Annotated in this window: 19 protein-coding genes; 15 read left to right on the forward strand and 4 right to left on the reverse strand. The window is 64.3% G+C overall.

The window, feature by feature from the left end:
• Window positions 1-172 precede the first annotated feature (172 nt).
• Window positions 173-1,438 (forward strand): sulfite exporter TauE/SafE family protein, encoded by a 1,266-nt coding sequence (locus QZ294_RS02470; protein ID WP_297046246.1) that lies wholly within the window; start codon window positions 173-175, stop codon window positions 1,436-1,438.
• The gene (locus QZ294_RS02475) at window positions 1,432-2,193 is read left to right on the forward strand and encodes a hypothetical protein (protein ID WP_297046251.1); all 762 of its coding nucleotides are present in this window, start codon (window positions 1,432-1,434) and stop codon (window positions 2,191-2,193) included. Before QZ294_RS02470 ends, QZ294_RS02475 begins: the two co-directional genes overlap by 7 nt.
• 115 nt (window positions 2,194-2,308) lie before the next feature.
• On the opposite strand, the gene QZ294_RS02480 is transcribed toward QZ294_RS02475, so the two are convergent.
• Genes QZ294_RS02480 through QZ294_RS02490 form a run of 3 tightly spaced genes read right to left on the reverse strand, consistent with a single transcriptional unit; the run spans window position 2,309 to window position 6,574 of the window.
• The gene (locus tag QZ294_RS02480) at window positions 2,309-4,612 is read right to left on the reverse strand and encodes an Orn/Lys/Arg decarboxylase N-terminal domain-containing protein (RefSeq protein WP_297046254.1); all 2,304 of its coding nucleotides are present in this window, start codon (window positions 4,610-4,612) and stop codon (window positions 2,309-2,311) included.
• A complete protein-coding gene (gene adiC, locus QZ294_RS02485) occupies window positions 4,609-6,330 on the reverse strand; it encodes an arginine/agmatine antiporter (protein WP_297046257.1) in 1,722 nt (573 codons plus the stop codon). Before adiC ends, QZ294_RS02480 begins: the two co-directional genes overlap by 4 nt.
• A gap of 37 nt (window positions 6,331-6,367) precedes the next feature.
• Window positions 6,368-6,574: a hypothetical protein gene (locus QZ294_RS02490; protein ID WP_297046261.1), complete on the reverse strand. Its 207-nt coding sequence runs from the start codon at window positions 6,572-6,574 to the stop codon at window positions 6,368-6,370.
• A 378-nt stretch (window positions 6,575-6,952) separates the two neighbouring features.
• On the opposite strand from QZ294_RS02490, the gene QZ294_RS02495 reads away from it, so the two are divergent.
• The 13 genes from QZ294_RS02495 to QZ294_RS02555 all read left to right on the forward strand — a co-directional run bounded on the left by QZ294_RS02495 (window position 6,953) and on the right by QZ294_RS02555 (window position 23,147).
• A complete protein-coding gene (locus QZ294_RS02495) occupies window positions 6,953-7,813 on the forward strand; it encodes an NAD(P)-dependent oxidoreductase (protein ID WP_297046264.1) in 861 nt (286 codons plus the stop codon).
• A gap of 141 nt (window positions 7,814-7,954) precedes the next feature.
• A complete protein-coding gene (locus QZ294_RS02500; protein ID WP_297046266.1) occupies window positions 7,955-8,698 on the forward strand; it encodes a sulfite exporter TauE/SafE family protein in 744 nt (247 codons plus the stop codon).
• Between the two features lie 294 nt (window positions 8,699-8,992).
• The gene (locus QZ294_RS02505; protein ID WP_297046268.1) at window positions 8,993-11,464 is read left to right on the forward strand and encodes a glycyl radical protein; all 2,472 of its coding nucleotides are present in this window, start codon (window positions 8,993-8,995) and stop codon (window positions 11,462-11,464) included.
• A gap of 126 nt (window positions 11,465-11,590) precedes the next feature.
• Entirely contained in the window at window positions 11,591-12,487 is an 897-nt protein-coding gene (locus QZ294_RS02510) for a glycyl-radical enzyme activating protein (RefSeq protein WP_297046299.1), read from the forward strand.
• Window positions 12,488-13,216: 729 nt separating this feature from the next.
• The gene (locus QZ294_RS02515) at window positions 13,217-14,053 is read left to right on the forward strand and encodes an amidohydrolase family protein (RefSeq protein ID WP_297046301.1); all 837 of its coding nucleotides are present in this window, start codon (window positions 13,217-13,219) and stop codon (window positions 14,051-14,053) included.
• Window positions 14,054-14,144: 91 nt separating this feature from the next.
• Window positions 14,145-15,158: a TRAP transporter substrate-binding protein gene (locus QZ294_RS02520; protein WP_297046303.1), complete on the forward strand. Its 1,014-nt coding sequence runs from the start codon at window positions 14,145-14,147 to the stop codon at window positions 15,156-15,158.
• Between the two features lie 95 nt (window positions 15,159-15,253).
• Window positions 15,254-15,760 (forward strand): TRAP transporter small permease, encoded by a 507-nt coding sequence (locus QZ294_RS02525; RefSeq protein ID WP_297046305.1) that lies wholly within the window; start codon window positions 15,254-15,256, stop codon window positions 15,758-15,760.
• Window positions 15,760-17,058 (forward strand): TRAP transporter large permease, encoded by a 1,299-nt coding sequence (locus QZ294_RS02530; protein WP_297046307.1) that lies wholly within the window; start codon window positions 15,760-15,762, stop codon window positions 17,056-17,058. The genes QZ294_RS02525 and QZ294_RS02530 overlap by 1 nt, the downstream gene beginning before the upstream one ends.
• Window positions 17,059-17,214: 156 nt before the next feature.
• Complete coding sequence (locus tag QZ294_RS02535; RefSeq protein ID WP_297046309.1) at window positions 17,215-18,672, forward strand: sigma 54-interacting transcriptional regulator; 1,458 nt, start codon at window positions 17,215-17,217, stop codon at window positions 18,670-18,672.
• Entirely contained in the window at window positions 18,659-19,594 is a 936-nt protein-coding gene (locus QZ294_RS02540; RefSeq protein ID WP_297046311.1) for a DUF4037 domain-containing protein, read from the forward strand. Before QZ294_RS02535 ends, QZ294_RS02540 begins: the two co-directional genes overlap by 14 nt.
• Window positions 19,595-19,596: 2 nt before the next feature.
• The gene (locus QZ294_RS02545) at window positions 19,597-20,517 is read left to right on the forward strand and encodes a tetratricopeptide repeat protein (RefSeq protein WP_297046313.1); all 921 of its coding nucleotides are present in this window, start codon (window positions 19,597-19,599) and stop codon (window positions 20,515-20,517) included.
• Complete coding sequence (locus QZ294_RS02550; RefSeq protein WP_297046316.1) at window positions 20,501-21,037, forward strand: DUF4125 family protein; 537 nt, start codon at window positions 20,501-20,503, stop codon at window positions 21,035-21,037. Before QZ294_RS02545 ends, QZ294_RS02550 begins: the two co-directional genes overlap by 17 nt.
• Before the next feature lie 628 nt (window positions 21,038-21,665).
• Window positions 21,666-23,147 (forward strand): SLC13 family permease, encoded by a 1,482-nt coding sequence (locus QZ294_RS02555; protein ID WP_297046318.1) that lies wholly within the window; start codon window positions 21,666-21,668, stop codon window positions 23,145-23,147.
• On the opposite strand, the gene QZ294_RS02560 is transcribed toward QZ294_RS02555, so the two are convergent.
• Entirely contained in the window at window positions 23,144-24,196 is a 1,053-nt protein-coding gene (locus tag QZ294_RS02560; RefSeq protein ID WP_297046321.1) for a LysR family transcriptional regulator, read from the reverse strand. The two genes, QZ294_RS02555 and QZ294_RS02560, sit on opposite strands and share 4 nt — an antisense overlap.
• Window positions 24,197-24,312 lie beyond the last annotated feature (116 nt).

Here is a 24,312-nt window from a genome sequence, read left to right on the forward strand (position 1 = left end):
TAAAAAAATCCTCCCCGGCGTACCTCATAAAGCCCTGAAAGCCTACTGACAAAACCCTTGCCTCTTGCTATGCTTGGGAAGAAATGCGCTTTCATGCAGTATTCGCCATTCCGGAATGGTTGTCTGCGCGTCATGGGCATGTGCAAAACGCAGTGATGGAGGTATTGGGAAGATGGGTACAGGCAGGCGTCTCTATGATTTCCTTCTTGCAAGCAGCGAAGCATATGCAAGATGGGATTTTGAAGTTTCCACATCCATATTGAAAAATCGTAAAAAGCTTCTGATCATTCTCGGACTGGCGACACCTATTTTTCTATGTTGTCTTGCTGAAGCGTATACCCAGCATGAAATACTTGGCGGTCACGCGGCCTATGCGCCTGCTTTCTATACCGTTCCCATCTTTCTGGCGGCCATCGGCGTCGGCGTCGCCGCGGGGCTGATCACCGGTTGTATCGGCGCGGGCGGCGGCTTCATCATCACGCCCGCGCTCATGGCCGTGGGCGTCAAGGGCATCCTGGCCGTCGGCACGGATCTCTTCCATATTTTCGCCAAGGCCATCATGGGCACCACCATCCACAAGAAGCTCGGCAACGTTTCCGTGCGCCTGGCGACGTTCTTCCTGGTCGGTTCCATTGTGGGCACCTTTATCGGCGGCGCCATCAACAAGGGCCTGTACGACGCCAATCCGCTGCTTTCCGAGCTGTTCATCAGCTCGGTCTATGCGCTGCTGCTCGGCTTTCTCGGCTTTTATGCGCTTGCGGACTTTCTGCGCTCCGTCCGCCCCGAGGTCCGGCAGAACACCGCCGCGGAGGAGAACAAGAACGACCTGAGCGGCCTCGCCCGGCGCGTCCAGAACATCGCGCTGCCGCCCATGATCCCCTTCGACAGGCGCGTCATTCCGGGGGGACGGCGTATCTCCGCATGGATCGTCGCCAGCGGCGGCGTCCTGGTCGGCTTTCTCGCGGCCATCATGGGCGTGGGCGGCGGCTTCGTCACCTTCCCCATGTTCGTCTATGTGTTCGGCGTCTCGTCCATGACCACCGTGGGCACGGACATCTTCCAGATCATCTTCACGGCGGGTTTCGCGGCCATCGGCCAGTACGCGGTGTATGGCTACGTCTTCTACACCCTCGCCATCGGCATGCTGCTCGGCTCCCTGCTGGGCATCCAGATTGGCGCCCTGACGACCACGGTGGTCAAGGGAAACCACATCCGCGGTTTTTACGCGGTCTCCATCATCGCGGGCTTCATCAACAGGGCCGCCACCCTGCCCAAGAAGCTGGTGGAGCTTGAAGCCCTGAACCTGTCGGACTGGCTCGTGAACGGCATCGAGACCGTGGGCAATATCGTGTTCTGGGGCGTGGTGGCGTTTTTCGGCCTCTGGGTCTGCAGCAAGTTCTTCCTGAACATGGGCAAACTGCGGAGGCACGCATGCTAGGCATCATCAGGGACAAATCGCACTTTCTCAAAGGGTCCTGCCTGATCGGCACGTTTTTCGTCCTCTTCTACTTCATGCTCTCGCCGCTGTTCCCGGGCGAGGATGGCAGACACCTCACCGGACTGGAGTACGCGGACGAGATCTTCAATGAACTTTCCAAGGGTTCCTCCTATTTCATCCCCTCCGTGCGCGAAGAGATCGGGCCGCTGGCGGGCAAGGAGGCCCAGCTCAAGGTGTCGCTGCAAAAGCCCGACCTGGCGCCGCTGGCGAAACGCCTGCTGGAGCATGCCGGAGTCACCCGCGCGGAAAGCCAGGGCGCGACCATCACCTTCCAGGGCGATCTTGGCGCCATCCTGCTCCAGGCCACGGAGGACGCGGACCTGCTCTACCACAACAACGGGCAGGCCGTGAGCGACAAATATGCGGGCGCCGCCCCGCTCCAGGTGGCCTCGGCCTGGTGGTATCTGCTTGAGCCGTGCGTCCAGGAACTGCAAAAACAGCGGCGTGTGGCGGACGCGAAGATCGTTGACCGGGTCGTGACCCGCGCCATCGAACCGGGAAACAACTTCTACGGCATCCTGCCCGCCAGGATGTCCGAGCATGTGGCGCTCGTCTGCGCGCTGCTCGGCTTTTATGTGCTCTATACGCTCTGGTACGGCTTCGGCATCTATGAGCTTTTTGAAGGCGTGGGCCTGATCACGGCCTCCCAGCACGGGAAGGAGGACCCCAAGGCGGAAGCGGAGAGCGCGAAATAGCGCGCGCAGCCCGCCGCACAGGGAAGATCCCAGCACGAAAAAGGCCGCCCGCGGGCGGCCTTTTTCGTGTCGGCCATGCCCTGCGCCGGAGCGCACGGCACGGCGTTTCTCTCCATTATTGCTTGATGACGCTGACGATATAGTTGCCGTCCACCACTTCCACGCCATGGTTGTCGTGCCCGAAACCGGGGAACTTGCGGTCAAAGGCTTCCAGCGCCTTGAGATAGCCGAGCACCGGGCCATCGGCGGGTCCCGCGTTCTCGCCGGGCATGAGCAGCGGGATGCCCGGAGGATAGGGCACGACGCCGGTCGCCAGGACACGGTTGGCGCAGCCCTCCAGGCCGACGCGCTCGATCTCGCCGCGCACGAGCAGCTCGTACGCCCTGGAAGGCGTCATGACCGCTTCCGGCAGGAGGGAGAAGGCTTCGGAGAGGAATTGCGTGGTCCGCAGTTCCTTCATGGCCGCAAACATTTCCGTGCACAGGTCCTTGAGTCCCATGCCGGCGTAGCGCGCGCCATTGGCTTCGACCACGGCGGGCAGCACCTCTTCCAGCGGGGCGTTGGCGTCATAGTCTTCCTTGAAGCGCAGCAGGGAATTGATGAGCGTGCCCCACTTGCCCTTGGTGATGCCGATGGAGAAGAGGAAGAGGATGGTGAAGTCCTGCGTCTTTTCCACCACGATGCCGTCCGCATCCAGATAGGCCGTCAGCACGGAGGCGGGAATGCCCCAGGACTCCAGCTCGCCCTTGCGGTCCATGCCGGGGGTGGTGACCGTCACCTTGATGGGGTCGAGCATGCAGTAGTTGGCCTCAAGCTCGCCGAACCCGTGCCAGGACTCGCCGGGCCGCAACACCCAGCAGCGCGGGTCGGTTGCCAGATAGTCCTCGTCCGCCTGCCAGAACGGCACCGTCGTGCCGTCGGGCAGGGTGGCGGTATCCGGCTGCCAGGCATTGACGAACCACTCGCCCTTTTCGCCCATTTCCGCATGGATGCGCCCGAGCAGGCGCCGGAAGGCCACGGCTTCGTGGATGGACTCGTCGGTGAGGATCTTGCCGCCCGGCCCGGCCATCATGCCCGCGCTCACGTCGTTGGAGGCGATGATGGCGTAGTTGGGCGAGGTGGAGGCGTGCATCATGTAGCTCTCATTGAACCGGTGCGCGCTGATGGGCCTGCGCCCCTCGCGCACATGGATCATGGACGCCTGCGACAGCGCGGCCAGCAGCTTGTGCGTGGACTGGGTGGCAAAGACCGTGGGTTTGTCCGGCCCGTGCTCCTTGGGGTCGCCATGCATGGCGAAGCGCTTTTCATAGATGGGATTGAAGCGGGCATAGCCGTACCAGGCCTCATCGAAATGGAGGCGGTCCACGCTCTGGCCCAGCAGTTCCTCCACGCGCTCCACGTTGTAGCACAGCCCGTCATAGGTGGAGTTGGTCACCGTGGCATGCACCGGGGACGGGTCCGTGGCCTCTTTGGCAAGCGGATTCTCCCGCACCGAACGGGCAATGGCTTCCTTGGTCATCCGTTCCGGCGGGATGGGACCGATGATGCCGTAATAGTTGCGCGTGGTGAGCATGTAGGTGGGGATGGCCCCGGACATGGTGATGGCGTGCTCGATGGACTTGTGGGCGTTGCGGTCGCACAGGGCGATCTGGCCGCGCGCCACCGAGGCCATCATGATCACCCGGTTGGACATGGACGAGCCGTTGGTCACGCAAAAGGTGTAGTCCGAACCGAAGACCTTGGCCGCGAACTTCTCCCCCTCCCCGATGGGTCCGGAATGGTCCAGCAGGGAGCCAAGCTCGCCCACGGAAATGGAAAGGTCGGAGCGGAACAGGTTTTCGCCGAAAAAGTCGAAATACGCCCGGCCCACCGTTGACTTGAGAAAGGCCGTGCCGCCGGTGTGCCCCGGCGTGTGCCACGAATACTCGTGCGTCATGGAGAATTTCGCCAGCGCCTCGAACATGGGCGGCAGGAGATGGCCGCGGTAGCGCCGCAGGGCCGCCAGCACGCGCCCGGCGATGAAATCCGCCGTGTCTTCAAACAGCCAGATGAAGTCGTCCGTGTCCGCCAGGATGTCCAGCGGTATCTGGGCCGCGCTTTCCCGGTTGGTGAAGAGAAAGAGCGGCATGTTCGCGTTGCGGGCGCGCAGGCCCTTGACCACCTCCATGGCCGGATGGTGGTTGACGGCGTCCTCCATGTCCCAGTCCAGCAGGAGCGCCTGGATCTGCGGGTCGGAAGCCAGGATGAGGCTGCCGTCGCGGGCGGTGTCCGCCGTGACCACTGCCACGTCCTTCTCTTCGAGCTGGTCGCGGAGCTTGCGCACGAGGCGCCCCGCCACGCAGTCCTTGTTGCATTCGCCGTGGACGAGCAGGACCTTCATGCCCAGTTGGGCCGGATTCTGATCAGTGGAGAGGATCATAAGCACTCCTTGGGGTTGCCGGAAGGGGAAATCCCGGAAAAGCCGGAAACAGGGGCAATGCCGCCGGAGGTGGCGGCGTCCGCGCGGGAAACGGCGGCATGCGCGGGGGACTCCACGTCGCACCGGGCGGCCGCGGGCCTTGTGCCGGAAAGGGCGCCGGAAAGCGCCGGGGGAAGGGACTCGGGCGCGATGGCCGCCGGCGGAGCCTGCGGCGCGGGCGCGCTCTCCTCCATCAGGTGGCGCGGCAACGGCGCCCGCCGCTTCTGCGGCGAATGCCGGTCTTCCACCGTGAGCCAGAAGGTGACCGCCAGGACGGCGATGGTCACGACCAGGGTCAGCCAACGGATCCACTGCGGGGAAACGCCGCCGGTATGCACATGCCCCTCCTCGATCTCACGCTTGCGGGTGATGGCCGCCGAATAGAGCACGATGGTGGCGATGACGAAAATGAGCGACCAGCGCGTCTGCGAGCCGTCCGAGCCGATCAGGGCCGTCATGCAGTACACCGCGCCCACAAAGCCCACGATGATATAGAGCAGATACTGGTTTGGCGGCAGCACCTTGTAGCCCAGCACCTTGACGGCGATGCAGGAGTAGATATAGGGCAGCAGCGTAAGGATGACGGCGATGGACGCCAGCTTGCCGAACTGCTGGCTGGCGCCGGGGGAGATGGTGCCCAGCACCATGAGGCTCATGATCAGGGCCACGATGAAAAGCCCGGCGGCCGGCACCTGCTTCCTGTTGACACGGGAAAAAACGTTGCCGAAAAGGCCGTCATCGGCCGCCGCCTTGGCGCTCTGGCCCACCAGCAGCGTCCAGCCCGCCAGCGAGCCGAGGCAGCCCAGGGCCGCGCACAGGGCCACGGCATTGGCCGCCGTGTCGCCCAGAGCGATGCGCGCCGCGTCGGCAAAGGGCGCGGACGAGGCCACCAGTGCCTTGTTGGGGATCATGCCCATGATCACCGAGGAACTCAGGATATAGCAGATGCCCGCCAGGATGACGCCGCTGATGGTGGCAATGGGCACGTTGCGGCGCGGGTTCCTCACCACGGCCGCCGAAACCGAGGCGCTCTCCACGCCGATGAAGGCCCAGAGGGTGAAGTTGAGCGTGCCGCCGATGGCCGAAACATCGCTCTGCCCCGTGACGTTCCAGCCCGCGCTGAAAAGTTCGGGCCTGAACCAGAACCAGCCGAGCACCGCCGTGGCGATGATGGGGATGAGCGCCATGATGGTGGTGAAGGACTGGATGCGCCCCACGAGCCGCGGGCCGAGCATATTGGCCCAGGCAAAGAGCCAGATCACAAAGAGCTGGGCAAACGCCGCCACATACGGGTTCTTGAGCGCGGGCACGAAATGCGTGAGATAGCCGATGCCCGCCACGGCCAGGCCCACGTTGCCGATGACATTGGCTACCCAGTAGACCATGTTGGTCTGGTAGCCCATATAGTCGCCAAAGGCCTTGCGCGTGTAGGCGTAGGGTCCGCCCGCCGCCGGGTCGATATTGGCGAGTTTTGCGAAGGTCAGGGCCAGCGCCACGGCGCCCACGCTCGTCAAAAGCCAGCCGATGAGCGAAATGCTCCCGTAGGCCGCGAGGTTGGCGGGCAGCATGAAGACGCCGGAACCCATCATGTTGCCGGCCACCATGAACGTGGCGGCAACAACGCCGATCTTGTTGCTGTCGCCGCTCTGGGCGACATCATGCGCAGCGTCCTGTGCCATGGGGATCTCCTTGAAAAATGCGTGATGAAGGATCCGCCTAGTCGCGGACGGCCATGACCGGTGAAGGTGGCAGCATGCCGGTCCGGCGACGGCGGAAACGATTGCGGCTCACGCTGCGGACGGCAACGGGCGCACCCCGCCGACGGTCACGCCAGACGCAATACAGTGACGTCAGTCCCAGGAACCCGGCTATAAAAAAAATGCTCACCTGTATAAAAATCAGGCAGAAGACGAAGCTGCTCATTTCTTCCTCCAAACGTGCCGTCATGTGCCGGAAAGCCCGCATCTTCACCGCTTCCCGGAGGATCCGGCCCTGTTTCCCGCTGTATGATTTTTTGTTCCTCGGGGGGGAGTTTCGTCCCCCGCATCCCGGAAAAAGCATATGCCGTGCCAAAATCCGCCGCTGCCGTCCGCCACGCCAGCCGCGTGCAGCCCCCCACCGGGCACGCGGCTGGCATGGATGGTGCATCAGGGTCCGACAAAAAAACCGGCGCAAGACCCGGGCGCCGCCATGCGCGCCCCGCCGTCCGCAGCCCTCCCGCAGCGCGGCGGCGGACATGGCGGAACGCATGCGCGCTTGCCGCACTCCCCGGAAACAGCCGGGCGATACCTGGAGGAGATCATGCGCTTCTCGTTCCTTGGGCTTGGCAATATGGGCGCCCCCCTGGCGCGAAACATCCTCCTTGCCGGAGGGGACCTCACGGTTTTCACCCGCAGAGAGGACTGCGCCCGGGCCTTTGCCGCCGAGGGCGCCGTCGTCGCCACGGACAGGAAAGAACTGGCCGCCTGTGATGTGCTCTGCACCTGCCTGCCCCTGCCGGAGCATGTGCGCGATGCCGTTCTCGGCGCCAGCGGCGCGGACGGACTCTATGCCGCCATGGCGCCCGGCGCCGTCCATCTCGAATTCAGCACCATCGACCCCGCCACGGCAAAGACCCTGATGCAGGCCGCCGCGGCCCGGGGCATCGCCTATGTGCAGGCCACGGTGGGCAAGACGCCGCAGATGGCCCTACGGCGCGAGGAACCGCTCTTCGTGGGCGGCGACAGGGAGGCCGTGCACAGGCTGCTGCCCCTCCTGGAAAAAATCGGCAGACCCCATGATGTGGGCAGCGTGGATGCCGCCTGCGCGGTAAAACTGCTCAGCAACATGATCGGCATGGCGAACCTGGCGGTCCTTGCCGAGGGGCTGCGTATCGGCGCCGCCGCCGGGATCGGATCGCATGCGCTGTTGCCGCTGCTCCAGGATACCGGCGCGCGCAGTTTCCAGATGGATGTCCGCGGCCCCTGGATCGCGACGGACGACTTCAGCCCGCGTTTCAGCGTGGACCTGGCGGCCAAGGATCTGCGCCTGGGCTGCGCCATGGCCCGGAGCTGGAACTGCGACCCGGAGCTGACGGAACGGGCCTTCGCCGCCTTCGGCAGGGCGCAGGAGGCGGGACTGGGCGGGGAGGACGCCTGCGCGGTCTTCAAGGCCGGCCGCTGACGGCAGCCGGCGGCGCGGATGATGCCCCCGCTTCCCGGCGGTCATGCTTTCAACGTCCGTGACGGGGCGCGGGGCGCATTCCCCGCCCTGCCCCGCAACGGGCATGCACGCGGCGCCAGGCCGCACGCGCGAGACCATCGCATGGATATCCTGCTCTTCGTCTATCTGAACGGCATCTGGTTCCTTGCCGGCCTGCTGACGGGCCTGACCTCCTTCGGGGGCAATCTTTTCGCCATCCCGCTGCTCACGCTCGTCATGCCCGCGCGGGACGCCATCCTGTTCGGCTGCCTGAGCGGCACGGTCATTTTTCTCGGGCTGGGCTTCCTCTACCGGCGCGAGGCGCGCTGGCGGGAAATCTTCCTTCTCGGCATCGCCACCCTGCCGGGCGTGCCGCTGGGCGTGTATTTTCTCCACCATGCGGGGTCGCGCCTTCTGCTCCTCGCCGCGGGGGGGAGCCTGGCGCTCTTTCTCCTCTGGCAGTTTCTGGCGGGGCGCCTCCATGTGGCGGAAACGCCCATTTCCCGCTGGTGCTGCCTGCCCTTCGGCTTCCTTTCGGGCATCATGATGAGCGCCGTAGGCATGGGCGGACCGCCGCTCGTCCTCTACGCCTATCTGCGCCATTGGGGAAAGGAAAGCACCATCTGCGGCGCCAATCTGGCCGCCGCCATGACCATGCCGGCGCTGCTGCATTCGCAGTGGGCCGCCGGACTCTACAGCCCGCAGCTCCTGCATGCCGCGCTGTTCGGCGCCCTGTTCGGTCTTTTCGGCATCGCGGCCAGTGTGCCCATCGTCCACAACATCGACATCCGCCTGTTCCGGCGCCTGCTCCTGCTCATGATCGGGCTTTCGGCGTGCATGCTGCTCGTGCGCGGCGCCATTGCCTGAGCGGACGTTTCCGCCGGCGCCCTCCCGGGGCCACGGTCTTTGTTGCAAAAATGCAATATGAACACAACCTGCTAATATTGCTGATAATTCTTTCTATTTTGTGTTTTTTTGCCTTGCTTCCCTGTGCGGACATGCGCGCGCACCCGCAGATTTCTCCGCATAACCCTTGGAAAATCAAGAGGATATGCTGTTGGCACGGCTGATGCTTAGAGGGGCGACATTGGGCGTTTTCTCACAAGCGCCCGGAGCTGTTCCCCCAAGCAAGGACTGTCACCAATCGAGGAGAAGACCAGTATGAGCCAGTGCTGCTGCATGTCGCCCCAGGAAGAGCGTGTCATCAACAAAAACGTCAACCGCCAGGGCCGCGAGCGCATCTACAGGATCCTTGAGCGCAACCAGTTCACCCTGCCGCATGTGGATGTGGAGCGGGCCAAATATTTTACCGAATCCATGCGCGAGACAGAGGGCGAGCTGCTGACCCTGCGCTGGGCCAAGGCGCTCAGGAATGTGGCCGAAAAGATCACGGTCTGGATCACGCCGGACCAGCTCCTTGCCGGCCGCGTGGGCAAGCTCGGCCGCTACGGCATCCTCTATCCCGAAATCGACGGCGACTTTTACCGCGAGGTGCTGGCCGACCTTGAGCACCGCGACAAAAGCCCCTTCCAGATCTCCAAAGAAGACATCAGGACGGTCATGGAGGACATCGCCCCCTACTGGGAAGGCAAGACCTACCACGAGCACCTCAACCGGGTGCTGCCCGCCGATATCCGCACCGTCACCTATCATGACGAGCGCGGCCTGAAGTCCAAGTTCGTGGTCAGCGAGACCTCCTCCTACCGCTCGGCCCTCCAGTGGGTGCCGGACTACGAGAAGGTCATCACCCGCGGCATGCTCGCCATCCAGCAGGACGCCAGGGACAGGATGGCTACCCTTGACCTGAACAATTCCGTGGACCTCTGGGAGAAGAAGCCCTTCCTCGAAGCCATGATCATCGTCTGCGACGCCATCATGATCTGGGCGCGCCGCCATGCCGACCTTGCCCGCGACATGGCCGCCAGGGAAGAGGACCCCAGGCGCAAGCAGGAGCTGCTGGAAATCGCCGAGATCTGCGACCGCGTGCCCGCCCTCCCCGCGCGCACCTTCCGCGAGGCCGTGCAGAGCCAGTGGTTCGTCCAGATGTTCTCCCGCCTGGAGCAGAAGGCCAGCGCCATCATCTCCAACGGCCGCATGGACCAGTACCTCTATCCCTTCTACAAGAAGGACATCGAGGAAGGCCGCCTGACCCGCGAGCAGGCCAAGGAACTGCTGGAGTGCATGTGGGTGGACATGGCCCAGTTCATCGACCTCTACATCAATCCCACGGGCGTTGAATTTCAGGAAGGCTATGCCCACTGGGAGGCCGTGACCATCGGCGGCCAGACCCGCGAAGGCGAGGACGCCACCAACGATCTCACCTACCTGTTCCTGGAATCCAAGCGCGAGTTCCCGCTCAACTACCCCGACCTGGCCGCGCGCATCCACTCGCGCTCGCCCGAGCGCTTCCTCTACGAAGTGGCGCTCACGGTCAAGGACGGCTCCGGCTTCCCCAAGCTCATCAATGACGAGGAAGTGGTCTTCCTGAACACAATCAAGGGCTGCCCGGTGGACGAGGCCCTGGACTATGCGGTCTCCGGCTGCACGGAAACGCGCATGCCCAACCGCGACACCTACACCTCGGGCTGCGTCTATGTGAACTTCGCCACTGCCCTGGAAATGACGCTCTACAACGGCAGGATGCTCCACTACGGCGACGAGCTTATCGGCCTGGAGACCGGCGACCCGCTGAAGTTCAAGAGCTGGGAGGAGTTCTACGAAGCGTACAAGGCCCAGCATCTCAACCTCCTCCGCAAGGCCTTCCAGCAGCAGCATGTGGTGGACAAGCTGCGTCCCCAGCATTTCGCCGCGCCGTTCTCCTCCGTGCTGCACGACCTGTGCATGGAAAACATGCTCGACCTGCACACGGAAAAGATCCCCGGCGGCGTGGACTACTCCTACTTCGAATTCCTGGGATACGGCACGGTGGTGGACTCCCTGGCGGCCATCAAGAAGCTCGTCTTCGAGGACGGGAAGCTGAGCCTCAAGGAAGTCATCGACGCCTGCAAGGCGGACTTCAAGGGCTACGAACCCGTGCGCGAGATGCTCCGCAACGCCCCCTGCTACGGCAACAATGATTCGTATGCCGACAGCATCGCCAAGGATGTGGACCGCTTCACCCAGGTCGAGGCGGAAAAGAGCACCCGCGAACGCGGCGTCCATGTGGATGTGCGCTATGTGCCCATCACCTCGCATGTGCCCTTCGGCAAGGTTGTCTCGGCAACGCCCAACGGCCGCCATGCCTGGACAGCGCTCTCCGACGGTTCCTCCGCCTCCCACGGCGCGGACAAGAACGGTCCCACCGCCGTCCTGCTCTCCAACTACCATTCCAAGAACTACGGCATGATCAACCGCGCCTCGCGCCTGCTGAACATCAAGCTCTCGCCCAAGTGCGTGGAGGGCGAGGAAGGCACGGAAAAGATCATCAACCTCATCCGCACCTGGTGCGACCTCAAGCTCTGGCACCTCCAGTTCAACATCGTCAACCGCCAGACCCTGCTCAACGCCCAGAAGGAGCCGGACAACTACCGCAGCCTTCTCGTGCGTATCGCGGGCTACAGCGCCTACTTCTGCGATCTTTCCCGGGATCTGCAGAACGACATCATCGACCGCACCGAGCACAGCGCCTTCTGATGCCACGACATCCGGGGGGGGACCTCCTCCCCCCCCGGGTGTCGCGGGCGGCGGACGCGCCGCAGGGCCGGGCATGTCACCATTTCGTGAAGGGGATCCCCCTTCGGCCAATCCGTGGAGCAGAGCATGAGCGACGCGCAGACGAGCGGCATCGTTTTCAATATCCAGAAATTCAGTGTCCACGACGGCAAGGGCATCCGCACCCTGGTCTTCCTCAAGGGCTGCCCCCTGCGCTGCCGCTGGTGCAGCAACCCGGAATCCCAGCGGCACGAGCCGGAGCACGCCTTCAACCCCATGCGCTGCCTCACGGCGGAAGTCTGCGGGCGCTGCCTGCGCGCCTGCACGTCGGGCGCCCTGAAGCTGGTGAACGGACTCATCGCCTTCGACCCCAGGGCCTGCGCGCAGTGCTTCGCCTGCGCCGAGTCCTGTCCCTCCGGTTCGCAGAGCGTCTATGGCGAGCGCATGACTGTGGACGCGGTGCTGAACAAGGTCGAGGAGGACGGCGTTTTCTACCACCGTTCCGGCGGCGGGCTGACCCTTTCCGGCGGCGAGGCCCTGGCCCAGCCGGATTTCGCCCTGGCGCTCCTGCGCGAGGCCAAACGGCGGCGCATCAATACCACCATCGAGACCTGCGGGCACTACCCCTACGCGCTCCTCGCCGAGGCCTGCGCGTCGCTGGACAGGCTCATCTTCGACATCAAGTGCGCGGACCCGGCCCTGCACAAGGCGCATACCGGCGTGGACAACGCGCGCATCCTGGAAAATTTCCGGCGCGTCTGCGAGGACTTTCCCCTTCTGCCCATCCGGGCCAGAACGCCCGTCATCCCCGGGTTCAACGACAGCGAGGCCGAGATCCAGGCCATCCGGGACCTCATACCGCGGCGCCCCAATGTGGAATACGAGCTGCTGGCCTACCATCGCATGGGGCAGCCCAAGTATGGCTACCTGGGCCGGGTCTATGAGATGGAGGGAAAAAATCTGGTGGAGGACATCATGCGCCGTCTGCGCGAAATCGCGCAGTGACCGTCTGCCCTCCCCCGCCTGCGGCGCCCGCGCTTTTCCCGCGGGCGTTTTTTTGCGCTTCATCAAAACAGGCGATGCTCCCGCAACGTCCCTCATGGCGCAGTGTCCGTTCTCCGGAGCGCCGCGCCTGCCGGGAACGTCGTCTTCCTTCGGCGCTGTTCCGCTTTTGCGTTGCTGAAGCGTCCGTGCTGCGCGGACTGCCGGAAGTCGGCATTTTTAAATTAAAAAACAGCCTTTTCCTTTTGCCCCGCTGGTGCATGGACACGCCCGGCATGGTTGCATTCTTCCACTTTTCGCGCCGATCATGATGTTTTTTTGCATCACTCCAGAGATTTGACATGATAATTTATTGAAATCAAAAGAAAAATAAAAAAATCCCCAAATTGTGCAAAAATACACATACCAAAACTTCCGACAAATTAAACTATTATTTCAACATATTATATAATTCCCTCCGCTCGCGTGCGGCGTATCGTCACCCCCCCGTTTCCCCCATCCGCGGGCCGGCGCGCCGGGGGCATTCCCCGCGCAGTCGCGTCCGCCCCGCGCGGGGCCGCTTTCGGCCGGCCATGTTTCCCTGTCCCCGCGCTATACAGGAATTGTTCCCATTTTCACAACAGGCACGAATCCTGCTTAGAGGGTGATACCATTCAGGAACACCGGACAATGCCGGTCCCGGGCGCCGCTTCGCTGCCGCACGGCCGGGCCTGGTCCGCAACAGGAGCCGCCATGAAGATCATTGATTTCCGTTTTCGACCGAGCACGCCCGAGGCCGTCAGGGGCATGCTCGCCAAGGGCGGGGTCTTCAGCCCCATGTTCGAGCTTTTCAAGTTCGCGGACCGGGCAAAGCCCGAACCCCTTGAAAAGATCGTGGCCGACCTGGAACGGTGCGGCGTCGTCAAGGGCGTCGTGACCGGGCGTGACGCCGAAACGACCTATGGACTCGCGTCCAGCAATCCCGGCATCCTGGAACTCATGGCCGCCTACCCCGACCTTTTCATCGGCTTTGCCGGGCTGGACCCGCACAAGGGCATGGACGCCCTGGCAACGCTTGCCGACATGGTCGAAAAGCGCGGCATGCGCGGCGCCGCCATCGACCCCTATCTGGCGCGCATCCCCGCCAGCCACGCCAAATACTATCCCATCTACGCCAAGTGCTGCGAGCTGGAGGTGCCCATCGTCATCACCACGGGTCCGGGCACGCTTGTCCGCGGCGCGGTCATGGACGATGCCCATCCCCGCCACATCGACCGGGTGGCCGCGGATTTTCCTGCGCTGAAGATCATCATCAGCCACGGGGGCTATCCTTTCGTCAGCGACGCCATCATGGTGGTGCACCGCAACCGCAACGTCTATATGGACCTCGCGGAATACGAGGAGCAGCCCTTCTCGGAAGGCTACATCAAGGCCGCCAACACGCTCATCGGCGACAAGATCCTTTTTGCCAGCGCCGCGCCGTTCATGGATTTTCAGGAGCAGATCGCGCTGTACCGGCGCCTGCCTTTCACGCCCGCCGTGCGCGAGAACATCATGTACAACAACGCGGCCGGACTTCTCGGTCTCTGAGACCCGTTTTTTCGCACCATGCCCAGCACCGGCGGGGGGAAAAGAACGGCCCTTCCCTGCCGGATAAATGACCGGCCGAAACGAGGTTCCCATGAAACGTTGTTCTCTGCTCCTGTGTGCACTGGCGGTCCTTGTCCTCTGCGTCGGCACGGCTGACGCGGAAGAGTACAAGAAGCAGACCATCCGGGCGGCCACGGCCAATCCCGAAGGCAGCCAGATGACCACTGCCATCAACAAGTTCAAGGAAATCGTCGAACGGGATTCCAACGGTCAGATCACCGTCCAGACCTTCTATGGCGGCTCCATGGGCGACGAGCAGGCCAATGTGAAGCAACTGCGCAACAACGAGATCAATCTCGGCGTCATGAGCACCGGCAACCTGACGCCCTTCGCGCCCTCGGCGGGCATCTTCTACCTGCCCTATCTCTTCCCCACCACGGATGACGCCAAGAAGCTCCTCCGTGACGAGGAATTTTCCAAAAAGCTCGCCGACCAGATCGCCAGGGAAAGCCGCACCCGGCCCCTGGGCTGGCTCCTCGGCGGCTACCGCGTGCTGACCAATTCCAAGCATCCCATCAACACCATCGACGACCTCAAGGGACTCAAGATGCGCGTGCCGCCCGTGGAAATGCAGCTGGCGGCCTTCCGCTCCTGGGGCGTTGAACCGCATCCCCTCGCCTGGTCCGAAACCTTCAACGGACTCCAGCAGGGCGTCATCGACGGCCAGGAAAATCCCCATGCCGTCAACCGCGACCAGAAGTTCTGGGAAGTGCAGAAATACATCACCGACGTGCCCTACCTGCTCTGGACAGGTCCCTTCCTAGTCTCCGAGCAGTGGTACAGGAAGCTGGACCCCAAGACCCGCGCGCTCGTTGACCGCGCGGCCAGGGAAGCCCTGGAGCACGAATGGAACTGGATCGCCGAGCAGGAACAGCTGGCCCTCAGGCAGTGCGAGGAGCACGGCATGGTGAAGGGCACGCCCACCGACCTGCCCAAGTGGGAAAAGCAGGCGCGTTCCACCTGGCCGCAGTTCTATGACAAGATCGGCGGCAAGGACATGGTGAACACGGCGCTCAAGGCCATGGGCCAGCAGCCCGTGGAATAGGGATGAAACGACGGCCGCGCGGCCGGGCCTGTCCCCGGCCGCGCGCCATTTCTCCATTCCGCGCGGGATGCGCGCCGTGTTCAGGGGAGTATGCCATGGGCTTTTTGAAACTGTGTTTTGCGAACTTTGAGGAATGGACCTCCGCCTTTCTGGTGGGGCTGATGATCGTCTGCCTCATCATCCAGGTCTTCATCCGCTTCATTTTCGGCTCCGCCCTGGCCTGGACGGAGGAACTTTCGCGCTACGCGTTCATCTGGGCCGTCTATGTGGGCGCGGCCCTGTGCGTCAAGCGGCGCATCCATGTGCGTATCACCGCGCAGTTCCTCAAACTGGACACCAGGGGACGCCTGTTTTTTCTCACTGTCTGCGACGCCATCTGGATCGCCTTCAATATCTTCATCTTCATCAACAGCGTTGAAGTCATCCGCGACGGACTGGAGTTCCCCGAGGTCTCGCCCACCCTCGGCATCGTCAAGTCCTGGGTGGAAGCCATCATTCCCTTCAGTTTCGCGCTCATGAGCTTTCGCCTGCTCCAGCAGTATTATCTCCACTGGAAAGCGGGCACCATGGCCGAACTGGTGAACTTCGAGGAGATGGTCTGATGTCGCCGCTTGAAATATCGCTACTCGCGCTTCTGGTCTGCTTTCTCATCGGCATGCCCATCTTCATGGGCCTGATCATCTCCGCCATCGCCGCCATCCTGTGCAGCGACATCCTGCCCCTTTCCATCATCCACAACACGCTTTTTGACGGACTCAACCTCTTCCCGCTCCTGGCGATACCCTGTTTCGTGGTCGCGGGCACGCTGATGGAGTACGGGAACATCACCGGCCAGATCGTGGATGTGGTCAAGCAGATCGTGGGCCGCTCCTACGGGGGCCTCGGCATCACCACGGTGCTCGCCTCCACGTTTTTCGCGGCCATTTCCGGCTCTGGCCCGGGCACGGTGGCCGCCGTGGGCACCATCCTCATCCCGGCCATGATCCGCAACGGCTACTCCAGGGAATACTCGGCGGCGGTGGCCTCGTCGGGCGGCACCATCGGCGTGCTCATCCCGCCATCCAACCCGATGATCATCTATGCCATCCTCGGCAACCTGTCGGTGACGGCCATGTTCACCGCGGGCTTCATCCCCGGGTTCATCGTGGCCTTTCTGATGTGCGGCACCGCCTGGCTGCTGGCAAAGAAAAACGGCTTTGCCGGCGACAGGGACGCCCCGCCCTTCCATTTGCCCACCTTCCTGCGTACCTGCGGCAAGTGCATTTTCGCCCTCATGACGCCGGTGCTCATCCTCGGTTCCATCTACACGGGCATGGCAACGCCGGTGGAAGCCTCCATCGTGGGCATCGTCTGGGCGCTCTTCGTGGGCATCGTCATCAACCGGGCGCTCAGGTGGGAGCACATCTACAAGTCGCTCATCGAAGGCGCCATCATCTGCGGCGGCGTCCTGCTCATCGTGGGGGCGAGCACCCTGTTCGGCAAGATCCTCACCTATGAGGAAGCCCCGCAAAAACTCGTCTCGCTGGTGCTGGGCTTTTCCACCACGCCGGAAGTGGTGCTCCTGCTCATCATCGCCATCCTGTACATCCTGGGCATGTTCCTCGAGACGCTTGCCACCATCATCATCCTGGTGCCCGTGCTGCTGCCGCTCATCCTCAAGCTCGGCATCGACCCCATCCACTTCGGCATCATCCTGGTGGTGACCAACAATGTAGCCATGCTCACACCGCCGCTGGGGGTGAACCTGTTCGTGTCCTCACGGCTCTCCAAGCTGCCGGTGGAAAAGGTCTCGATGGCGGTTCTGCCGTATATCGGCGCCCTCACCCTGGCGATCCTCATCTTCACCTTCTTCCCGTCCATCGCCACATGGCTGCCCGAAGTCATGGGCTACGGCGGATAGACGGCGCTTTCCCCCGCCGGCGCCATCGCTCCCGGACGAAGGCGGCGCCGGCGGGGGGCCTGGACACGGCGGGTCCTGTTCACGCTCCCTGGTCCCGGGCGCCCCTTCCCGGCGGGCCGGGCCGGCCGAAAAGCGCTTTGCCGCAGGGGCGGATGCATGTATAACTCCTCCATGCTCGCCGACTACATCGAACAGCTCTATGACACCTTCCGCGACGCCGTCTGCGTGACGGACGCCCGTGGCGTGGTCGTCCTCGTCAACCGGCGCCATTCCGAACTGACGGGCATCCCCAAGGCCGACATCCTCGGCAAGCGCGTCCAGGACATGGTCCAGAACGGCATCTTCGACATCGTGCTCAATGCCAGGGTGGTCAACAGCGGGGAAAAGGTGGCGAGCGTCCAGCACCTCTACAACGGGCGCATCCTCCTGCTGGACGGCTACCCCATCAAGAACGCCGCCGGAGAAGTGGTCTATGTCGTCACCATCATCCGCGACATCACCGTTCTCAGCGAGCTGCGCGAGGAAGTGACCGCGCAGAAGGAGCTGCTGGAGACCTTCCAGGCCCTGAACAGCGACGCCGCCATGCCGGACGCCGTCCAGTATCCGCGCGTCCTCCAGAGCCAGGCCATGCAGCGCATCTATGGCGAGGCCGCCGACATCGCCGGCACGGACGCCATGGTCCTCCTGCTGGGCGAGACCGGGACGGGCAAGGATGTCATGGCGCGCCACATCCACCACCTGAGCCGCCGCGCCGAAGCGCCGTTCATCAAGGTGGATTGCGGCAGCATCCCGGAAAACCTCATCGAGACGGAGCTGTTCGGCTATGTGCCCGGAAGTTTTTCCGGCGCCAGCAAGAACGGCAAGGCCGGTCTCGTGGAGGCCGCCAACGGCGGCACCCTCTTCCTCGACGAGGTGGGCGAGCTGCCCATGCCCATGCAGACGCGCCTTTTGCGCGTCCTGCAGGACTGGGAGGTGCTCCGCGTGGGCGCCACCGTGCCCAGAAAGGTGGATGTGCGCGTCATTGCCGCCACCAACAAGGACCTGGAAAAGGAAATGGAGCGCGGCGCCTTCCGCTCCGACCTTTACTACCGCCTCAAGGTGGCTGTCCTCACCCTGCCGCCCCTCCGCAAGCGCAAGGCGGACATCCTGCCCCTGGCCCAGGGCTTCCTCACCTACTACGGCAGGCGCTACCGCAAGAAAGCCCGGCTTTCCGAAGAGGTGGAGCACATCCTGCGCGGCTATGCCTGGCCGGGCAATGTGCGCGAGCTGGAGAACCTGATCCAGGGGCTGATCGTCACCTGCAAGGGAGGGTGCATCCAGGCCGCGGACCTGGCCGGCATCCGCCCGGAAGCCCCGGCCCCCGAGGCCGAGGGCGGCCGCGCCCGCCTGCCCTCCATCGAAGGGCGCTCCCTCAAGAGCATCATGAAGGAAATGGAGGCCCAGGTGCTGGAGGCCGGTCTCAGGCGCTACGGTTCCATCGGCGAGCTGGCCCGGCATTTCCAGATGGACAGGAGCACCATCTTCCGCAAGGTGCGCCACATGGAAGGCGCCACCCGCCCCAGGCGCGGGAAGGGAAAACCCCGGGAAAGGAGCAACGGCGATGAACGGGCTTGAGCTTGCGCGCGCCTTTTATGCGGCCTGCCGCCCCGCTCTGGTCGCGGCCATGCCGGACATCATGGCCCGGGCCGCCGCGGGGCTTGCGGGGGAAGGTTCGGAATGCCTCGGCTGCGATGACGCCACCTCGCGCGACCACGATTTCGGCGCGGCCTTCTGCCTCTGGCTGCCGCAGGATCTGCTGCGGGCCGAGGCCCGGCGCATCGAGGACGTGTTCGCCTCGCTGCCCGCGGAATTTCACGGGTTGCCCTCCCGCCTTGCGCCGCAGGCGCGCCAGGGACGGGTCGGCCCAGTGCCGGTGGAGGGCTTCTACGCCTTTTTCACCGGCCTTGCCGCGCCGCCGGAGGACTGGCGGCAGTGGCTCGCCATTCCCGAGCACCGGCTGGCCGCCGCCACCAGCGGCGAAGTGTTCGAGGACGCGGATGGCCGGTTCAGCGCCTGGCGCGAGGCCCTGCTCGCCTATTACCCCCGCGATGTCTGGCTGAAAAAGCTGGCGGGCAAGGCCATGCTCACGGCCCAGGCCGGGCAGTACAACCTGCCGCGCGCCCTGCGCCGGGGGGACGCGGCCTCGGCCATGCTGGCCGCGGCGCGCTTCGCGGAATCGGCGCTGGCCCTGGTCTTCCTGCTCAACCGCCGCTATATGCCGTTCTACAAATGGGCGCCCCGCCTCGGCCGTCAGCTGCCCCTGCTGGGCGCGCCTCTTGGACGCCTGCTGGACCTTCTGGCGGCGCACCCCCTGCGCGGGCCGGAGGATCTGGACGTGGCGGGACCCGTGGAGGACTTTTGCGCCGCCGTGGCGGCGCACCTGCGCGCGACCGGACTCAGCGACGAGCCGGACGCCTGGCTGTGGGCGCATGGGCCGCGCATCATGGCCCATGTGGAGACCGACGCGCTCCGGCGCCGCAACCTTCTGGAAGAATAACCATGGACGACACGAAAACAACGCCCGCGGGCGCCGCCGCCGTCCGCCATGCGCTCGACCTGCTGGGGCACGGCCGCGCGGCCGAAGCGGAAGGCGAACTTGCGGCCCTGGCCGACGCGCCGTGGGAAAGCGACCCCGAGGCCACGCGCCTGCGCGCCCAGGTGCTGGACGGCCTGGGACGGACGCGCTTTGCCCTGGGCGATCGGGAAGGCGGCCTCGCGGCCCTGCGCGCGGCTGTGGACACGCTGGCGGCCGCCACCGGCGCCCGCCTCCCGCAGGCCGGCGCGGCCCGTGCAGGCGGCGATGCCGGGGCCGCGCTCGTTCCCCTCCGCTGCCGGGCGCTCCAGAACCTGTGCTTTGCTCTGGCCGAGACCGGCGCCGTGGAGGAAAGCGCGGCCGTGGGCGAGGAGGCGGCCCGGCTCGCCGAAGCCCTCTTCGGTCCCCAATCGCCCGAGCTTGCGGGCGCGCTGCTGCGGCTCTCCTCGGCCCCCTACCGCGCCCGCGACCTTGACGCCGCCGAGGCGCTCATCCGGCGCGCCAGGGACATATGGGAGGCGCAGCCAGGACCCACGCCCCAGGAAGTGGGCACCTGCCTGAACAATCTCGGTCGCATCCATGAAGAGCGCGGCGACATGGCGGCGGGCATCGCCTTCCACCGGCAGGCGGTGGCCTTTCGCCGCACCCTGCCGGACCGGGAGGATCTGGCCTTTTCGCTGGGCAATCTCGGCGTCGCGCTGGCGCAGGACGGCCAATGGCGCGCGGCGTGCGCGGCGCTGGAGGAAGCACTGGAACTGTATGCCGCCCTCGGCAAGGGGAGCGGACCCGAAGCGCGGGGCTATGCGGACAATCTGGCCGTCTGCCGCCGCGCCCTGCTTGCGGAAACCGCGGAAACCACAGGAGACACCCATGAACAGCAGCACTGAGCGCGACGCGCTCCTGGACGAGATCATCGACCGCGAACTTGCCATGTTTCTGGAAACGCCCAATGAAGGCGGCGTCGCCTCCTGCCAGCAGCGGCCGGAGACCTTCCGCGTCATGCGGCGCATGGCCCATGTGACGCACGATGACGAGACGCTCCGGTCCTATCTTGAGGACCTGCGCGCGGCGGAGTCCAGCGGCCGCAACTTCATGCTGGAAAAATATGCGCGCATGGACGACAGGCTGCCTCCCCTTTCCGACAGCCCGCTCCTGGACGAGATCGCCGATGCGGAAAACGCGTTTTTGGAAGAGGCGGCGCGCCTGCGCCCGGACCGCGTCAAGCGCAACGGCTCCGGCATGTTCCGCCGCTACCTGCGTTGCGAGCTGGAGACCCTTTCGCCCAGGACCCTTGCCCTCTACGCGCGGGAAGTCCGCCGCGCGCGGGAGGAAGGCCGCAATCCGGTGCTGGAGCGGCACGACTGGCTGGCCGGCTACCTGGCCTCCACCCCCCGCACCGGAATGTGACGCCACGGCGGCGAAAGTTCCCGCTCCGCGGCCTTGCGCCCATGCCCACCCGACGGTCGCCCCCTCGCGGGGCGCCGGTTTTCGCCGTCCGCATGCGCGGCCGGCGGCGGCGTTCTTTCGCCAGAGCGGTTTGGATGCTTTCCTTGTCAAACAGCTCTAATAAGGCGGAAAATCTCGCTTTTCCCTCGGAGTGACGGCAACGGGACCTGATGCGGCCCTCTGTCTTGCGGAGCGTTGCATCAGAAAAATGTCCTCGTGAACGACGCCGCCGTTTTCGCCGCCCCGTTTCAGGCCGGAACGCCGTCAGGACTCCATCCCCGCCACGTTCCTCCGCCATCCCGAACATCCCGCGTTTTTACGGCACGATACGTCCGCGCTCGGCATCGCAGCCGCGCATGGCCGGCCGCCCGAACTGGCGGCGGGACAGGGCGGAACACGGACGGCGCTATTTGATTTAATCGAACACTATTGCTTTTTTTTCAATTTGACAGAACAGCCTCCTCGCCATGATACCATTTTCACAAAAATGGTGACCGACTGGGCAGCGGTCAGCCGAAACCCCGGCGACAGCCTCCCCCCATGCGGACAGGGGAAGCCGCCGGAGACAGACGCAACGAGGATGCTCGTCATGACGCAGAGTTCCGCTTCCGCAGCGGGCGCCGCGGCGCCCAAAAAGGCCGTTTCGCCGCTTTATCTGGTGCATGCGGCCGTCTGCCTGATCATCATGTTCGGCTTTGGTCAGCTTCCGCCCTTTGAGCCGCTCACGCCCCTGGGCATGAACCTCATCGGCATCTTTCTCGGCGTGCTCTATGGCTGGATCTTCATCGAGATCGTCTGGCCGAGCCTGCTCGGCCTGCTGGCGCTCATGCTCATTGGCGGCATGAAGCCCGTCCAGCTGCTCAACAAGAGCTTCGGCGACCCCATGGTGCAGATGATGTTCTTCATTTTCGTTTTCTGCGCCACCATCAACTATTACGGCCTTTCCCGGTTCATTTCGCTGTGGTTCATCACGCGCAAGTGCCTGGCCGGGCGCCCGTGGCTGTTCACCTATGTGTTCATGGGTTCCATCTTCATCCTCGGCGCGCTGACCTCGGCCTCGCCGGCGGCCATCATCGGCTGGTCCATCCTCTACGGGGTGTGCGACGCCTGCGGCTACAAGAAGGGCGAGGGCTATCCCACCATGATGGTCTTCGGCATCGTCTTCGCGGCGCAGGTGGGCATGTCCATCATCCCCTTCAAGCAGGTGCCGCTCACCGTGCTCGGCGCCTATGAGAACATGAGCGGCGTGAGCATTGACTACGCCAGCTACATGATCCTCGCCGTCGCCATCTGCGCCCTCTGTTCCGGGGCCTTCATCCTGCTTGGCAAGTACATCTTCCGGCCGGACATGAGCAAGCTGCTCAAGCTCGAGGCCGAAAAGCTGGATACCGAGGGCAGCCTCAACCTGAACAAGGTCCAGAAGACGGTGCTCGTTTTCCTGTTCCTGCTCGTCCTGCTCCTGCTGGCGCCCAATTTCCTGCCCAAGGGCTTTTTCGTGACAAAGTTCCTGCGCTCCATCGGCAATACGGGCATCGTCATCCTGCTGGTCACCGTCATGGCGGCCATCAAGGTGGATGGCAAGCCCCTGCTCAACTTCAAGGCCATGGTGGATTCGGGCGTGACCTGGGGCATCATCCTCCTGCTCGCCATCGTCCAGCCGCTGGCGGCGGCCATGGCCCACACGGACAGCGGCATCACGGCCTTTCTCATGAATGCCATGGAACCCATCTTCAGCGGCAGCACGCCCATGACCTTCGCCATCATCATCGGCTTCGTAGCCACGGCCCTGACCCAGGTGATGAACAACGGCGCCACGGGCATCGCGCTCATGCCCATCGTGCTCAGCTACTGCCAGGCCTCGGGCGCCTCGCCGGACCTGGCGCTGGTGATGGTCGTCATGGGCTGCCACTTCGCCTTCCTCACCCCGGCGGCCAGCGCCAGCGCGGCCCTGCTGCACGGCAACGAGTGGGCCAGCGCCAGCTCCATCTGGCGCACGGCGCCGGTGGTGGTCCTGGTCTCCTGGCTGGCGACGGCTCTGGTGGTCGTCACTCTCGGGGCGGTCGTGTTTTAACCTTCGACAGGACGCGCGCGTTCCTTTCCGGGCCGGGCCTTGCGCCCGGCCTTTTCCTTTTTCTCCTCCCGGCCTTCCGGGATCTGGCGGGCGCTTTGCCACACGGTTTCCGCATCCAGCGAGGGGAGCGAAAGGAAAAACTCGCGCAACGCCTGCATGAGGGCGGCCGCCTGGGGACTGACGCGCTTGTTGCGGCGCAGGAGCAGGCCGTAGAGCCGGTTGGGAAAAAGGTGGTCCAGCGGGCGCGCGCCGATCTGCTCCCACTCCGCCCCGAAATTGGTGGCCTGGAGGCACAGCTCGTCCATGATGCTCACGCCGAGCCTGTGCCACACGAAGCGCATGATCAGGTGGTAATTGTTGACCCGGATGGCCGCGTTCTTCTGGATGAAATCGCCCATGCCCGAATTCCGGCACCAGCAGCCGAGGTCGTCCGGGTCCTCGTCATTGGCGAAGGCCACATAGGGCAGACGGCGCAGGTCCTCGAGGTCCGGCACCAGGGGGATGTTCCAGGGATTGTCGCGGCGCATGACCAGAAGGGGCCGCGCCTTGAAGACCACGTCCAGCCGGTCGTCCTCGGGCCTGCTGATCACCGGCAGCAGGCCGAAATCCACGCGGGATTCGGCCACCGCCTTGCGGACGTCCGAGGAGGGGCCGCGCTCCACCGCCAGTTCCACGCCGGGATGCTGCCGCAGAAAATCCACGGTGGTCGGCACGGAAAGCGTGGCGATGGGCAGCGTGGCCGCCACGGTGACCGCCCCCTTGAGCGCGCCGTCCGCGCTTCCCACCGAGGAGCGCATGCTCTGCAGGGCCTCAAAGGTGGTGATGGCCCAGTCCAGAAGCTTTGTCCCCTCCGGCGTGATGCGGAGGGATTTTTTGTAGCGGTCGAAGAGGACGGTATCCAGCTCCTCCTCCAGCGAGCGGAGCTGGTAGCTGATGGTGGAGGGGTTGCGGTGCATGCGCTCCGCGGCGCGGCGCACGCTGCCCGTCTTGGCGACCCAGTAAAACCCGCGCAGCCACTGGAGAAAATCACCATTCAGCTCATCGATCATGGCCCGGCGCTCCTGTTGGGTTTTTTTGTACAATGCGTGATTTTTATTTATTTGACAATACAGCGCCGCCATATGATTTTTCCTTCACAAAGTCCGGACGGCCCCGGTGGGGGGCA

It is taken from the genome of uncultured Desulfovibrio sp. (assembly GCF_910584445.1).
Classification (GTDB): domain Bacteria; phylum Desulfobacterota; class Desulfovibrionia; order Desulfovibrionales; family Desulfovibrionaceae; genus Desulfovibrio.

Bases quoted from the DNA above. Each gene is read 5' to 3' on its own strand.
- QZ294_RS02515 (WP_297046301.1), top strand. From the start codon at position 13,217: ATGAAGATCATTGATTTCCGTTTTCGACCGAGCACGCCCGAGGCCGTC.
- QZ294_RS02520 (WP_297046303.1), top strand. From the start codon at position 14,145: ATGAAACGTTGTTCTCTGCTCCTGTGTGCACTGGCGGTCCTTGTCCTC.
- QZ294_RS02555 (WP_297046318.1), top strand. From the start codon at position 21,666: ATGACGCAGAGTTCCGCTTCCGCAGCGGGCGCCGCGGCGCCCAAAAAG.
- QZ294_RS02475 (WP_297046251.1), top strand. From the start codon at position 1,432: ATGCTAGGCATCATCAGGGACAAATCGCACTTTCTCAAAGGGTCCTGC.
- QZ294_RS02525 (WP_297046305.1), top strand. From the start codon at position 15,254: ATGGGCTTTTTGAAACTGTGTTTTGCGAACTTTGAGGAATGGACCTCC.
- QZ294_RS02495 (WP_297046264.1), top strand. From the start codon at position 6,953: ATGCGCTTCTCGTTCCTTGGGCTTGGCAATATGGGCGCCCCCCTGGCG.
- adiC (WP_297046257.1), bottom strand. From the start codon at position 6,330: ATGGCACAGGACGCTGCGCATGATGTCGCCCAGAGCGGCGACAGCAAC.
- QZ294_RS02500 (WP_297046266.1), top strand. From the start codon at position 7,955: ATGGATATCCTGCTCTTCGTCTATCTGAACGGCATCTGGTTCCTTGCC.
- QZ294_RS02550 (WP_297046316.1), top strand. From the start codon at position 20,501: ATGAACAGCAGCACTGAGCGCGACGCGCTCCTGGACGAGATCATCGAC.
- QZ294_RS02480 (WP_297046254.1), bottom strand. From the start codon at position 4,612: ATGATCCTCTCCACTGATCAGAATCCGGCCCAACTGGGCATGAAGGTC.
- QZ294_RS02530 (WP_297046307.1), top strand. From the start codon at position 15,760: ATGTCGCCGCTTGAAATATCGCTACTCGCGCTTCTGGTCTGCTTTCTC.
- QZ294_RS02470 (WP_297046246.1), top strand. From the start codon at position 173: ATGGGTACAGGCAGGCGTCTCTATGATTTCCTTCTTGCAAGCAGCGAA.
- QZ294_RS02560 (WP_297046321.1), bottom strand. From the start codon at position 24,196: ATGATCGATGAGCTGAATGGTGATTTTCTCCAGTGGCTGCGCGGGTTT.
- QZ294_RS02510 (WP_297046299.1), top strand. From the start codon at position 11,591: ATGAGCGACGCGCAGACGAGCGGCATCGTTTTCAATATCCAGAAATTC.
- QZ294_RS02545 (WP_297046313.1), top strand. From the start codon at position 19,597: ATGGACGACACGAAAACAACGCCCGCGGGCGCCGCCGCCGTCCGCCAT.
- QZ294_RS02505 (WP_297046268.1), top strand. From the start codon at position 8,993: ATGAGCCAGTGCTGCTGCATGTCGCCCCAGGAAGAGCGTGTCATCAAC.
- QZ294_RS02535 (WP_297046309.1), top strand. From the start codon at position 17,215: ATGTATAACTCCTCCATGCTCGCCGACTACATCGAACAGCTCTATGAC.
- QZ294_RS02540 (WP_297046311.1), top strand. From the start codon at position 18,659: ATGAACGGGCTTGAGCTTGCGCGCGCCTTTTATGCGGCCTGCCGCCCC.
- QZ294_RS02490 (WP_297046261.1), bottom strand. From the start codon at position 6,574: ATGAGCAGCTTCGTCTTCTGCCTGATTTTTATACAGGTGAGCATTTTT.